The organism is Fulvivirga lutimaris, assembly GCF_009711525.1.
In the GTDB taxonomy this organism is placed as follows: Bacteria; Bacteroidota; Bacteroidia; order Cytophagales; family Cyclobacteriaceae; genus Fulvivirga; species Fulvivirga lutimaris.
The window spans coordinates 1-14713 of record NZ_SMLV01000427.1 but is presented as its reverse complement, the minus strand read 5'-3'; the positions used below and the strand labels follow the sequence as shown (position 1 = coordinate 14713).

Annotated in this window: 11 protein-coding genes; 10 read left to right on the top strand and 1 reads right to left on the bottom strand. The window is 38.8% G+C overall.

Features of this window, described 5'->3' with window-relative positions; translation table 11 throughout:
• Nucleotides 1–2 precede the first annotated feature (2 nt).
• From E1140_RS18165 to E1140_RS18120, 10 genes are all read left to right on the top strand, one after another.
• A complete protein-coding gene (locus E1140_RS18165) occupies nucleotides 3–719 on the top strand; it encodes a DUF6503 family protein (RefSeq protein WP_155187392.1) in 717 nt (238 codons plus the stop codon).
• A 9-nt stretch (nucleotides 720–728) separates the two neighbouring features.
• A complete protein-coding gene (locus E1140_RS18160; RefSeq protein WP_155187389.1) occupies nucleotides 729–1157 on the top strand; it encodes an acyl-CoA thioesterase in 429 nt (142 codons plus the stop codon).
• 57 nt (nucleotides 1158–1214) lie between these two features.
• Nucleotides 1215–1625, top strand: coding sequence for an HYC_CC_PP family protein (locus E1140_RS18155; protein ID WP_155187386.1), 411 nt, complete (start codon nucleotides 1215–1217; stop codon nucleotides 1623–1625).
• Between the two features lie 92 nt (nucleotides 1626–1717).
• Nucleotides 1718–5527 (top strand): efflux RND transporter permease subunit, encoded by a 3810-nt coding sequence (locus tag E1140_RS18150; RefSeq protein ID WP_155187382.1) that lies wholly within the window; start codon nucleotides 1718–1720, stop codon nucleotides 5525–5527.
• Nucleotides 5514–6197: an acetolactate decarboxylase gene (locus E1140_RS18145; protein WP_155187379.1), complete on the top strand. Its 684-nt coding sequence runs from the start codon at nucleotides 5514–5516 to the stop codon at nucleotides 6195–6197. The genes E1140_RS18150 and E1140_RS18145 overlap by 14 nt, the downstream gene beginning before the upstream one ends.
• Nucleotides 6194–7408: a TolC family protein gene (locus tag E1140_RS18140; RefSeq protein ID WP_155187376.1), complete on the top strand. Its 1215-nt coding sequence runs from the start codon at nucleotides 6194–6196 to the stop codon at nucleotides 7406–7408. Before E1140_RS18145 ends, E1140_RS18140 begins: the two co-directional genes overlap by 4 nt.
• A gap of 5 nt (nucleotides 7409–7413) precedes the next feature.
• Nucleotides 7414–9168, top strand: coding sequence for an efflux RND transporter periplasmic adaptor subunit (locus E1140_RS18135; protein WP_155187373.1), 1755 nt, complete (start codon nucleotides 7414–7416; stop codon nucleotides 9166–9168).
• Between the two features lie 34 nt (nucleotides 9169–9202).
• Complete coding sequence (locus E1140_RS18130) at nucleotides 9203–9703, top strand: DUF3347 domain-containing protein (RefSeq protein ID WP_155187370.1); 501 nt, start codon at nucleotides 9203–9205, stop codon at nucleotides 9701–9703.
• A 4-nt stretch (nucleotides 9704–9707) separates the two neighbouring features.
• Entirely contained in the window at nucleotides 9708–10172 is a 465-nt protein-coding gene (locus E1140_RS18125) for a TlpA family protein disulfide reductase (RefSeq protein WP_185153667.1), read from the top strand.
• Nucleotides 10165–11373: an exo-alpha-sialidase gene (locus tag E1140_RS18120; RefSeq protein WP_155187356.1), complete on the top strand. Its 1209-nt coding sequence runs from the start codon at nucleotides 10165–10167 to the stop codon at nucleotides 11371–11373. Before E1140_RS18125 ends, E1140_RS18120 begins: the two co-directional genes overlap by 8 nt.
• Nucleotides 11374–11433: 60 nt before the next feature.
• On the opposite strand, the gene E1140_RS18115 is transcribed toward E1140_RS18120, so the two are convergent.
• Nucleotides 11434–14713 (bottom strand): PAS domain-containing hybrid sensor histidine kinase/response regulator (locus tag E1140_RS18115; protein WP_221412721.1); only part of this gene is annotated, 3280 nt, incomplete at its 5' end.

Sequence of the window (14713 nt, the reverse complement as noted above, 5' to 3'; positions counted from 1 at the left end):
TTATGAATAGACTAATAGTTACTTTGATAGCAGTTTTACTCCCATTGATTGGTTTTTCACAATCGGCAAAAGATATATTAAGTAATTCAATATCTTACCATGACCCTAATGGATTCTGGAATTCATTTCAGGGAAATTTGAAGATTGATTTAAATCAGCCTGATGGTTCAAATCGGAAAAGTGATATTAATATTGATTTGCCAAAAGCTGAATTTTCAATGACCGAAAGAAGGGGAGAAGATGTGGTTACACGTGTAATAGATAAGGAAGGGTGTTCAATATTATTTAACGGTCGGTCTGACTTCTCTAAGGAAGAGAGTAAAAAGTTTGGTCTTACTTGTGATAGGGCAAGTATGTATAAAAACTACTATACATTTCTGTACGGACTTCCTATGAAGTTGAAAGATAGCGGCACCATTCTACATAACGAGCTTGAACAGGTGGAATTCAAAGGAAATGATTATTTAAAACTTAAAATCACTTTTGAAGAAGGAGTGGGGACAGATACCTGGTATATTTATTTGAATCCCGAAACCTATGCCATGGAAGTTTATCAGTTCTATCATGATGAGACTAAAAATGATGGAGAGTATATTTTATTGTCTGAGTTGATCGAGTACCGGGGAATGCAAATTCCTAAAGTAAGAAAGTGGTATACTAACAAAGAAGATAAATGGTTGGGTACTGATGACTTAGTTAGCATATCTTCACTGCGATAAAAATAGCGAATGACAGATTCTAATAACTTCAATTTTAGCGAGTACATCCAATTGCGATGGGGCGATCTTGATCCTCTTGGACATGTAAACAATGCCCTCTACATCCAATATTTTGAAATGGGTCGTGGTAAATATATGGTTACGGCAAGTGAAACCTGGGATTGGCATAAGCATATGTTTCTGATAGCAAATATTAGCTGCGACTACAGAAGGGAATTAAAAATGACCGATAAGAATGCCCATGTACATGTAAGGATGGGGAAATTTGGCACCAAGAGCTTCGAATTAGAATATGCTATAACTTCAGGAGAAAATCATGAGACACTGCATGCTACAGGCAAGAGTGTTCAGGTAATGTTTAATACCAAAACCAGGGCTACAGAAGAAATTCCCGAGTGGCTGAGGGAAGAAATAGGCTCGTTTGAGGGGCATCGATGAACCTATAAACTTCCTTAAAATAACTTTTAAATTAGATTTACGTATCTTTGTTTCAGCGTGAAGAGAGTACTATCCATATTTCTGTCATTTATACTGCTAGCCAGCACGGTTAACATTACCCTTGGTACACACTATTGCGGAGGGATAGCTGTGGATGCTTCTTTGATGATAGGTCATCAGCATCTCGACTGCGGAATGGGTAGCATGGACAACATGGAATCAGAGAGGGAGGATGAAACTTCTATCTCAAAAAAATGCTGTGATAATGACTATGAGACACTATCTACTGACCATAGTCTTAAAACCTTAAGTCTAAAAAAGGATTTCCAAAAAGACATACTTCTTCACAAAGGCTTAATTTTTGAGCCTGTGTTGGCAAGTTCTTCAATGCCATTGGTCGTTCCGTATTACAGGCCACCAACAGTCAATACAGACTTCATTGTTCTTCACCAGTCCTTCTTAATATGATTTATTGAGCCTCTTTTGGCATGAGCCTTAAGAGTCTGTTGTTTTAGCGCCACCTTTAATTGGCGCATTTGATTTACTATAATCATTGAACAATGCTCAATAAACTAATAAAATACTTTCTAGATAATAAACTTATAACAGTACTTCTCCTCCTACTTTTTGTAGGCTGGGGAATTGTGACGGCACCATTTGGGTGGAAAAACAATTGGCTACCAAGTGATCCGGTGCCTGTTGATGCTATACCTGATATAGGAGAAAATCAGCAAATTATATTTACTTCCTGGGCAGGTAGGTCTCCCCAGGATATTGAAGATCAAATCTCCTATCCACTGACCACCTATTTGTTGGGTATTAACGGTGTGAAGTCAATAAGGAGCTCTTCAATATTTGGTTTCTCGTCTATCTACATCATTTTTGATGAGGATACCGAGTTCTACTGGTCAAGATCCCGGATTGTTGAAAAACTAAATTCTATACCCTCTGGTCTCCTGCCTGATGGTGTTCAGCCTGCATTAGGGCCTGATGCTACAGCACTTGGTCAGGTGTTTTGGTATACTATAGAAGGTAGAGATACCCAAGATAATGTAACTGGTGGCTGGGATTTGCACGAACTTCGTTCTGTTCAGGATTACTATGTTAAATATGGGTTAAATGCGACTGAAGGAGTTTCAGAGGTTGCCTCAATTGGTGGTTTTGTAAAGGAATATCAGATTGATGTAAAACCCGATGCCTTGCAGGTTTATAACATCCCTTTAACTAAAGTTGCTCAGGCAGTTTCAAAATCAAATAGAGACGTTGGAGCTAAAACCCTGGAGATTAATCAGGCTGAATATCTTGTAAGAGGCTTAGGCTATGTGAAGTCTGTAGAGGATATTGAAAACGCAGTAGTGCAAGTTAATAATAATGTGCCTATCAGAGTTAAAGATGTGGCCAACGTGGTTCTTGGGCCATCTACACGCAGAGGCGTTTTGGATAAAGGAGGTGCCGAAGTAGTTGGAGGTGTGGTCGTGGCCAGGTATGGAGCCAATCCTTTGAAGGTGATTGATGATGTGAAGGTTAAAATCGGAGAGATGGCTTCCGGACTTCCTAAGAAAACCCTAGCCGATGGAACAGTTTCTCAATTGACCATTGTTCCATTTTACGATCGCTCAACACTTATTCATGAGACATTAGGCACCCTTGAAGAGGCCTTATCGCTCGAAATATTGATTACTATTTTGGTGGTTATCATTATGGTCTTTAATATTCGTGCCTCACTACTTATTACCAGCTTGCTGCCTCTTGCAGTTTTAATGGTTTTTATTGCCATGCGATATTTTGGTATTGATGCCAATATTGTGGCCCTATCAGGTATAGCCATAGCCATTGGTACCATGGTGGATTTAGGTATAATCCTGTCTGAGAATGTGATAAAACATGTTGATGAGTCTGGAAGTAAGCTGCCTTTGAAGGATGTGATTTATAATGCATCCAGTGAAGTAAGTTCCGCTATCATAACTGCAGTAGCCACCACTATAGTCAGTTTTTTACCTGTATTCACTTTGGAGGCTGCTGAAGGTAAGCTTTTTAGACCATTGGCATTCACCAAAACCTTTGCCCTGATAGCTGCTCTGATAGTAGCACTTTTTATACTTCCAACATTGGCGCATTGGTTCTTTGGACTGAAATTCGATAAAAATAAAATCAAATATGGTGCAAACCTAATATTAGGTATAGCGGCAATTTATTGCATGTTCATAGGCTCTTGGTTTCTGGCCATCTTTATCTCGCTTTATCTTGTAGCTATCATAGTAGAAGACAAGTTAAGCCATTCCATTGCCTGGTTGAAGTATCTGAGTTTAGGTATTATTTTACTTGGCGTTACCTGGCTACTGACAGAATATTGGCTGCCGCTTGGACCAGCATTAGGCTTTCCGCTCAACTTTGTTTTCGTAATAATACTATTGACCTTTATTTTAGCTTTCTTCTGGGCTCTGGAGCATTATTATGAGCAGATACTGTCTGTTTGCCTCGAAAACAAAAAGACTTTTATTGCCATTCCAACGATCTTAGTCGCGCTAGGGCTTAGTATTTGGTTGGGATTTACCACGGTTTTTGGATTTATTCCTAATGCCTTTGATGCGATAGGCGTAAATATTAGAACTAACGCTGCATGGTCATATATGGCCCACAAATTCCCAGGTGTTGGAGAGGAGTTTATGCCTTCATTAGAAGAAGGTAGCTTTTTACTCATGCCTACTTCCATGCCGCATTCTGGAATTGAGTTTAATAGAAAGGTAGTTGGTCAACTGGATATGATGGTTACTGCTATTCCTGAAGTTGAAATCACTGTTGGGAAATTAGGGCGTGTAGAATCAGCACTGGATCCGGCACCAATTAGTATGTATGAGAATGTAATCAATTACAAACCAGAATACATGCTTGATGAGAAGGGTCATCGACAGCGCTTTAAGGTAGAGGGCGATGATAATTTTGTTCTTAAAGATAATTCAGTTGTCTCCAACGAAGAAGCACTTCTTCAAAATGTAGAAAAAGGACAATTGATTCCTGATGATGGTGGTCGGTTTTTTAGAAACTGGCGTTCGCACATTCACTCTACTGATGATATCTGGAATGAGATTGTAAAAGTCACTAAGATACCTGGTGTAACTTCTGCACCTAAGCTACAGCCTATTGAAACAAGGCTGGTAATGCTTCAAACGGGTATGAGAGCACCTATGGGTATTAAGGTATATGGACCTTCACTACCAGTTATTGAAAAATTTGGTGTGCAGTTGGAAGGTATTTTAAAGAAAGTGCCATCTGTAAAAGAAGAAGCTGTTTTTGCAGACAGAATAGTGGGTAAACCGTACCTCCAATTGAATATTAACCGAGAAGAGATAGCTCGCTATGGCTTGAGTATTGAGGATGTTCAGCAGGTCATTGAAATGGCTATTGGCGGTATGAAAATAACTTCCACTGTTGAAGGCAGAGAGCGCTATCCTGTAAGGGTGCGTTACCCAAGAGAACTGCGCGATGACCCGGATGCGATCAGAAGTATTTTAGTGCCAACACCAACAGGGACACAAATACCATTAGGCCAATTGCTTGATATTGAATATATGAGAGGCCCGCAGGCCATTAAAAGTGAAGACACATTTTTGGTAGGCTATGTCCTATTTGATAAAGGTGATGGCCATGCAGAAGTGCAGGTGGTGGAAGATGCCAGACAGGCCATTCAAAATGCGATTGATAATGGTCAATTGGAAGTGCCTCCTAGTGTGAGCTTTAAATTCTCAGGAAGCTATGAAAATCAGATAAGAGCAGAGAAAAGGCTTTCCATAATAGTGCCGTTGGTACTTATAGTGGTGTTTTTGATTTTATACATGCAGTTCAAATCCATCGGCACTTCGTTGATGGTATTTGCAGGTGTAGCCATGGCATTTAGCGGAGGTTTTATATTGATCTGGTTTTATGGGCAACCGTGGTTTGGAGATTTTGCCATTGGCAGTATTGGTTTAAGAGATGTTTTCCAAATCAGTAATATCAATCTGAGTGTGGCGGTATGGGTAGGTTTTATTGCCTTGTTTGGTATTGCGACTGATGATGGCGTACTGATGGCCACTTACCTTGATCAGAGCTTTGCAAAAAGAACTACTGAAACGGTGGATCAAATAAGAATAGCAGTAATAGCTGCAGGGAAAAGAAGAATTAAGCCAGCTGTAATGACTTCAGCGACAACAATTATTGCATTGCTGCCCATTTTAACGTCCACTGGTCGTGGTTCTGATATTATGATTCCAATGGCAATACCTGCCTTTGGAGGAATGGTGGTAGCGGCAATCACCTATTTTGTTGTGCCAGTGGTGTATTGCTGGCGTGAGGAATTCAAAATAAGAAAATCACAAAATGAAAATATATAATCTATTATTCATCATGATGGTGTGCCTTGCATGTGAGTCTAAACAGGCCCATGAAGTGAAGCATTATGGCACATTAAGAAGCATTAAGCATGAAGGTGATGTTTCTGGTAAAGTGGAACTAGATACCCTCGTTAAAACTCACTTGTATGGGTTGGGTGCACTGGCTGGCATTAAAGGGGAGATTACATTAATCGATGGACAGACTTATGTATCAAAGGTAATTGATAGTACAGCTGTATTAGGGAGTACAACGAATGTTGAAGCAGCTTTATTCGTTTTCAGTTATGTTCATGAATGGGATACCGTTTCTGTTGAAGGTGGTGATGATCTTGAGTTACTGATAAGTGCTAATTTAGAAGAGCGAAACGATTTTGCTCCAACGCCTTTCATGATTATTGGAAGACCAGATATGGTAGATTATCATATTGTAAACCTTGATCCAAAAAGCGAAAATAAAGCGGATCATAAAGCGGGATCATTTACTGATACTATTGAAAAAAGGCAATTGACACTTGTTGGATTTTATGCCAATGATGCTCAAGGTGTTTACACTCATCATGACAGTAATATCCATGTTCATTTTGTTGAGGAGAGCTCCTCATTGACAGGACATGTGGATGATGTGGTATTGGGTGAAGGTGAATTCAAACTTTTAATACCAAAGCCATGAGAATCATATTAACATTCATAGCGCTTTTTGTGAATTGCATAGTGGTTTTAGCCCAGGGCAATTTAGAGCGTTATCAGCAATTAGCATTAGAAAATAACCCTGAGGTGCAGGCCAAATACAAGATTTTTGAAGCAGCAATGGAACGTACAACACAAGTCAATGCTTTACCTGATCCAACCCTTTCTATCGGTTATTTCATATCCCCGGTAGAAACGCGTGTTGGGCCTCAACGAGCCAAAATTTCTTTGAGCCAGATGTTTCCCTGGTTTGGAAGTTTAAGAGCACAAGGAGATGCTGCAGCTGTAGAAGCTCAGGTGTATTATCAGCAATTTTTGGAAACGCAACTTGCTACAGAACTAAAGGTAGCGAAGGCATATTTTCCATTATTAGGGCTTGAATCACTCAAGAAGATCGTTGAGCAGAATCTGGGATATTTAAAAGTGGTTAAAACTGTAGCCACTAGCGCCTATGAAAATGGGAACGTTTCTTTGGCCGATGTGCTAAGAATAGACCTCAACATTAAGCAAGTGGAGTCGAGGCTTAAACTGCTGAATGATAAAGAGAAACCCCTCAAATCAGTATTCAATAATGTTTTGAATATTACTGATTCATTTCAAATCGAATATGATTCATTGAGTATTCCTATTTTTGAAACTGCTGAAGTTGATTTTGAAGGGCACCCGATCATTCAGGAATTGGACTACAAACAACAGGCAGGTGAGGCTAAAATAACGGCAATTGAGAAGTCGTCACTACCAAAATTTGGCTTGGGCTTAGATTATGTATTTGTAGATGAGCGTACTGATATGAATGTGGCAGATAATGGTAAAAATGCCTTTATGCCGATGGTGTCGTTTACGCTACCCATTTTCAGGAAGAAGTATAAATCGGCCATTCAGGAAGTCGAATTTCAGAATGAGAGTTTTCAGTTGATGGAAACTGCGAGAATCAATACGCTTTCTTCATCATTTGAAGAGCTTAACTATCGAATTCTAAGCGAAAACGAAAAATGGAGACTCTATAGTGACCTTGAGCAACAGACTTTAACCATTAACAGACTGCTGCTTTCTGAGTATGAAAATTCGGGTAAGAATCTAAATGATTTGCTTCTAGTGCAGTTACAGCTGCTTGATTATCAGGAGAAGAAAATCTCTGCATCTGTGAATTTAAATGTCAGTCAGGCAGAACTTGACTACCTAACTAAAAAATAATAGTGATGAAAAACTTACTAAATAATAAATACTTCCTTGTAATCGCGTCAGTGATTATGGGATTAGTTATTGGAGGAGTATTATTTTCTCCTTCAAATGAGAATGAGGATCATGATCATTCTGAGGTAGCGACTAATACAGAATATACCTGCTCTATGCATCCTCAGATTAGACAGAAAGAACCGGGCAATTGCCCTATTTGTGGTATGGCGTTAATACCTGTAGATGACAGTTCTGAAGGTAGTGTCGATGCAATCACGATGTCACCCGAAGCCGTGAAATTGGCCAATATTGTAACCATGAAAGTTGGTGGAGGTACGGCTGAAACAAACCTGAATATTGTGGGTAAAGTGAAGCAGGATGAAAGACGGGTATATAGCCAGACCAGTCATATACCTGGTAGAATTGAAACACTGAATATCAATTTCACTGGTGAATATGTGAAGGCAGGTCAGGCTATTGGCACATTATATTCTCCTGAACTTGTTACAGCTCAAAAGGAGCTTTTAGAAACCTATAAAATAAAGGAATCACAGCCAGCACTTTTTGAGTCGGCAAAGCAAAAGCTCAAAAATTGGAAGCTAACAGACGGGCAGATTGAAAAGCTTGTTAGCTCAGGAGTTATCCAAAATGCATTCCCAATAAAGGCGGATAAAAGCGGTTATGTTTTTGAAAGAAAAGTGAACCAGGGTGATCATGTAAAAATGGGGCAGGAGCTTTTTATGACCTCTGACTTATCCTCTGTATGGGTCCTTTTCGAGGTTTATGAACAGGACCTGAGCAAGGTTAATATTGGTCAAAATTTAAAATTCAGTGTAACTGCAGCTCCTTCCCAGACCTTTGAAGGAAAAATCACCTTCATTAGCCCTTTGATAGACCCAAAAACCAGAACTGCAAGTGTAAGAGTAGAAGCAAAAAACACCAATGGGATGCTCAAACCTGAAATGCTGGCAAGCGCAAGACTACAGCTTGTTGGCTCGAATTCGGAAAGTATTCAAATATCTAAATCGGCAGTTTTATGGACAGGAGAGCGATCTGTTGTTTACGAAAAAGTGGAAGATAATAATGGGTTATCTTTTGTTATGAGAGAAGTTACTCTAGGCCAACAGATTGGAGATTATTATGTAGTGACAGAAGGTCTGGAGGCTGGACAGGAGATAGCGGTAAATGGCACTTTTAGTATTGATGCTGCAGCGCAGCTGGCTGGAAAACCCAGCATGATGAGCCCTAAAGTTGTGATTAAAGAAGTGGCCAATGTGAATAAAATACCTACCTCTGAAACTTCCAAAATTGAGGTAGAGCAAGTTGAAATTGATCAAAAAGCTAAGACTGATTTAAAACCTTTATATGAGCAATATTTTGCTTTCGAGAAGGCCTTGGTAAATGATGATTATGAAGGCGCTAAAGCCGCTGGTGGAACCTTCAAGGATGAGCTTTCAAAAATTAGCATGACAGTTTTCAAAGGTAAAGCTCATGAGCTATGGATGTCATTTAGCAATAATATGAAAGCCTCAATGGAGCATATTCAGCATTTTTCAACGATTGCTGAACAAAGAGCCGCTTTCATGGAAATTTCAAAGAATATGATTGCAATGACCAAATCGTTTCACCCTCAGGAAGGAACACTATATGTTCAGTATTGCCCGATGGCTGACGATAATAAAGGAGCAAACTGGCTAAGTCAACAAGAAGATATTTTAAATCCGTATTTCGGTGATTCAATGCTTACCTGCGGAAATGTGGAAGAAGAACTTAAATAATGAATTACAGATTAACAATTAAATTTATAACGCGATGAAAACAAAAATGAATGCAATGGTAATTATGGCTTTTTTTGCTGCTTGTGGTACTCCTAAACAGGAAAACACAACAGAAGAAACTGCTACTACGGAAGTAGCGGCTGAGCCGGTAAATGAGAAGGATGAAGTAGTGGAGGCATACATTAAGGTTAAAGATGCACTGGTCGCCACAGACATGGAGTCAACCAAAAATGCTGCAGAAGCGCTACATCATACTGTGATGAGTGATGAATCACTTAAAAGTCTTGCAGATGCTACAATGGCCGTTGCTCAAGGTGAGGATATAGAAGCTCAACGTGTGGCTTTCCAAACACTAACAGCTGAATTTATCAGCTACGCTAAAACTTCAAATCCGAGTGTTAAACTTTATGTTCAGTTTTGTCCAATGGCCTTTGACAATACTGGTGCCAACTGGGTGAGTACTTCTTCAGAAATAAGAAATCCATATTTTGGTGATAAGATGCTTAAATGTGGAAGGGTTGACGAGGAGATTTAATATGATGAAATATATTTTTTCATTTTTATTGATCACATCACTCAGTTCTTGCCAGAATCAAGCCAGCTTCAGAGATGAGCTGGCCATTACTACGCTTGAGGGTAATATAGTTGAGCTCAATGAATATGCAGATAAAGTGATTTTTCTTAATCTCTGGGCTACCTGGTGTGCACCATGTATTAAAGAAATGCCTTCCATTGAAGCCGTTTCTAAAAAGTTTGGTGATAAGGTGGAGTTTATATTAGCATCCAATGAGGAAATGGAGAAAATCATTCAGTTTAAGACAAAAAAGTCTTTTGACCTGAACTATGTTTTTATGAACACCAGCCCTGAGTCAATGGGAGTGTATGCCTTGCCGGCAACATTTATTATTGGAAAAAATGGCGAAATTGCTTTTGAGGAAAAGGGCAGCAGAGATTGGAATAGTGAAGAGAGTATCAACCTTATAAACCGAATTATTAATGAATAGATTTTTACAGTCCGTAATTGTGCTGGCCCAAATCAGTATTATGGCTTGCAGTCCTAAAGAAAGTAATGAAACACCTGAAAGAAATATTGAGTTATCAATGAATTCTTTAGGAGAAATGAAAGGTGCTTTACCACACCTTTATACAGACTTGGACAATCAGGTTTATTTGTCTTGGGTTGAGAAAGCAGAGGACTCTGCAGTATTTCAATTTGCTAAACTGGAAAGTGATAAATGGTCTACTCCAAAGCAAATTGCTACGGGTAAAAACTGGTTTATCAACTGGGCTGATTATCCAATGATCGCGACTTTGCATGGACAGAATTTCTTCTCACACCATCTGGCCAAAAGTAGCGAAGGTACTTACAGTTACGATGTTACTGTAAACATGTCTAATGAGGCTGGTGCTAGCTGGTTACCACAATTTGTATTGCACGATGATGGTAAGCAGGCGGAGCACGGTTTTGTATCCGTTACTCCTTATGAGGGCAACTTTTTGGTAGTGTGGCTGGATGGTAGAAATACGGTGGCCCCTGAAGGTCATCAAGAGATGGAACACCATGGTGCCATGACATTGCGTGCAGCAGTTATGGATGTATCAGGTACTAAGCTTTCAGAGTGGGAGCTCGATGATCGCGTATGTGATTGCTGCCAAACTACAGTAGCCGTTACAGATAATGGTCCTGTTGTTATCTACAGAAACAGGTCTGAGGAGGAGATTCGAGATATGTATGTAGTAAGATTGGTTAATGACCAATGGACATTGCCACAACCTTTATACAATGACAATTGGAAGATTCCAGGTTGCCCCGTAAATGGTCCAAGATCGAGTGTAGTGGGCAATGATGTGGCAGTTTCTTGGTTTACCGCTTTCCCTGAACCTCAGGTGAAAGTTATATTCTCCAATAATGGAGGAGAAACCTTTTCTGAGCCGGTAAGACTGGATCAAGGCAAGGCGATTGGACGTGTTGACGTGGTGATGATTGACAAAAATAAAACCTTTGTAAGCTGGATGGAAGGAGAGAATATTGAATCAGCGATAGTTTCGGCAGAAGGCACTGTTGAACAGCGCTTTGTTATTGCTACATCTTCAACTTCAAGAAGCAGTGGTTTCCCTCAAATTACCTCCAATGGCAAGGATATTATAGCGGCCTGGTCGGACACAGAAGGTGGTGTAATTAAGACGGGAAGAATAAGCTTATAAAAAGATAGGCCCCAGATTTCCCAAAGGAAACTGGGGCCCCACCTAACTTACAACCTAAAACTAATTCATCACATGTTCTTTAAGGAACATTATTTCTTGCTCAATCTGCTCAATTGAATATTTTAATACTTCGAAATCATTTGTCTCTGATTTTTCCAGATGCTCGGCATACTTTCTAAGTTTAGGCATGTGTAGAGACAAGGCCGTTCCCTTAAGTCTATGTGCCAGATTGCGCACTTGAGTGAATTTACTTTTATGAAAAGCTGTTTTGATATTATTCAGATTTTCTTCAATATCTGATTTCACATCGGCCAGCAACTCTATTACCAACTGATCATTTTTAACTACACTTAGAAGCAGTTCTTTATTGAAGTGAGAGTTGTCAATTGCTACTTTGATGCTTTCAGTTTTGTCTAAAGGCAGCCAATTGCCAATAGTTTCTCTCAAAGTGCTTTCTACAACAGGCTTTGTTAAGCATTCATTCATGCCTAAAGCGAGACACTTTTCTTTTTCGCCTTTCACTGTACCAGCTGTCAAGGCAATAATAGGTATGCTTTTATCCGGTGCAAGTCTCTTTACTTCAGTAGTAAATTCATACCCATTCATTTCAGGCATTTGTATATCTGTAATGATAATATCTGCACCTTCTTTTTTAAATACTTCTATACCCTCCTTGCCGTTAGCGGCACTTAATAAATTGACATTGGGAAGTATGTTATTAACCATTATTTTGGCCATTTTCATGTTAATAAGATTATCTTCTACCAACAGTAGCTTGATGCCTTCATATGATTGGTTGCTACTCACTCTTGAGATAATCTTTTCAGCTTCATTATACTTTTTGTTACCTACAATTGAGTTGAGACAGTGGTTTAATTTTTTAAGATCCAATGGTTTGGATAGCTGATATTTAATGTCATTAACTTTCATTTTTTCAACCAGCTCCTCATCTGAGTTAATACTATGAAAAAGTATCACAGGTGTTTTCGCTGTGTCCAGAATGTTTTTTGATCTCATAACCTCAATGGTTTGAATGCCATTGTAGCCTGGCATATGAAAATCAACAATAACAAGATCGAAGTCATTTTTCTTGGACAAGTATTCAATTGCATCAGTGCCACTATCCAGCTCTACCGTGCTTATGTTATAGGCGGCAAGTACATTAGAAAGTATTCTGAGGTTGGTCTTATTATCATCAATTAGTAGTGCTTTATTAAGTCCATATTCAGGATTGTTATTGAAGTTCATTTCTCCTTTCTCAGTTTTAAATTCAATGTCAAAGTAGAAAACACTACCAGCGCCTTTTATACTCTCAAGCTGCAGTTTACTGTTCATTAGCTGCAGCAATTTGTTAGAAATGGTAAGTCCTAACCCAGTGCCACCAAATTTCTTAGTAGTACTCGTGTCAGCCTGATCAAATGCCTTGAAGATTTTATCCTGCTTGTCTTTGTCTATACCAATACCAGTGTCACATACTGAAAATCGGAACATGTTTGGATTCAATTTGGATATTGGCTCAATTCGAAGTTCAATTTCACCTTCCTTTGTAAACTTTAAAGCATTGCTCAAAAGGTTGATTAAAACCTGTCTCAGACGCACCTCATCGGTCCATATAAATTGTGGTATTTCATTTGGGAGAATGTTTAACAGTAATTCTATGTCTTTGCTTTGCAGTTGGTGCCTTACAATATTTCCAATCTTATAGACCATTTCATGGATATCAGTCTTGGCTTCATTAACCTCCATTTTGCCAGCTTCTATTTTAGAGAAATCAAGAATATCATTGATTGTTTCGAGCAATGAATTGGCAGAAAGACTTACCGTTTCCAGGTATTCTTTTTGAACCTCATTGAGCTGTGTGTTTAACAACAAATCTGTAAACCCGATAACACCATTAAGCGGGGTTCTAATTTCATGGCTCATATTTGCTAAAAATTCAGATTTAGCCTTATTAGCTTTGTCGGCCTCTATTATAGCTTCCTTAAGATGCTGTTCCTGATTTTTAGAGGCTGTTACATCCCAATTTGTACCTATCATTTTTGTTGGCTTGCCTTGTTCATCATGAACAATGTATGCCATGGCACGAATATGCCTTATTGAATCATTTGGCAAATGAATTCTGAATTCTGTGTCAAAATCTTTTTCCCCACTTATAGCCATTTCCACCTCTTTTGTCATTCTCTCCTTATCTTCTTCATAAAGGGAATCAACCCAAAAGGAATAGTTGTTAGTACTATATTCTCCTGACTTGTTATACAAATTATACATTTGTTGATCCCAAAATAGCGTATTGTCTAAAAGGTTAAATTCCCATATGCCTACCTTGGCTGCCTTAGTGGCCAGATTGGTACGCTGATTACTTATCTTAAGTGCTTCCTCATGCTCTTTTCTTTGGGTAATGTCTTGAAAAACACCTGATAATTTTACTGGTTGGTTATTTTCTAAAGTAGGTCTGCCAAATGCACGTACCCACTTGTGGTTATTTTTTGCTGATATAAATCTGCATTCTACGTCAAAAGGAATTTTCTTTTCAATTGATTCTTCAATCGCTTTGGTTATGATAGGGCGATAGTCAGGATGGTAAAATTCGATACCGTTATTCTTGTTGTGATCAAAATCTAAAGGTACTTCATGGATATTATAAACTTCTTTTGTCCAGATGGTGATTCCCGTATTCAAGTCAAGTTCCCAACCCCCAATTTTAGCAATCTCCTGGGCAGAATTAAGCATGCTGGTGTTCAGGTTTAACTGCTCTTCATTTTCCTTCTTCTTTGTTATCTCTTGCCTAATAGATATGTACTGATAAGGTTTTCCGGACTCATCCAAGACAGGGCTTATAACAGTATCAACCCAATAGAAGGAGCCATCTTTGGCCTTGTTTCTTACTTCAGCGCGCCAGATCTGACCACTTGCTATTGTCTTCCACATTTCTGCCCAAAAGGCTTTATCATGATGTTGTGAATTAATGATACTATGGTTTTTGCCAATGAGCTCTTCACGAGAATACTTGGCCACTTCACAGAACTTGTCGTTTATGCTAATTATAAGGCCTTTATTGTCAGTGATTGACACTAGGCTACTCTCTTCAAGAGCATTTAACAAAGTATTAATCTCAACTTCTTTCTTTTGAATTTCCTTTGTAGCCTTTTCTAAGTTGGTGCTTAAGCTAAGGTTAGAGGTTTTTAAGTCTACTTCTAACAGTGTTCTTTTATGCTCTTCGTCTCTTACTTTTTGAACTAGATAAATAGTAAAACTTATGCTGAAGACGATGATAGTAGTCATCAAAAAAACGTAATTCATCTCTGTAGAAATGACATTTAGATCTTGAAGTTTTAGAAAC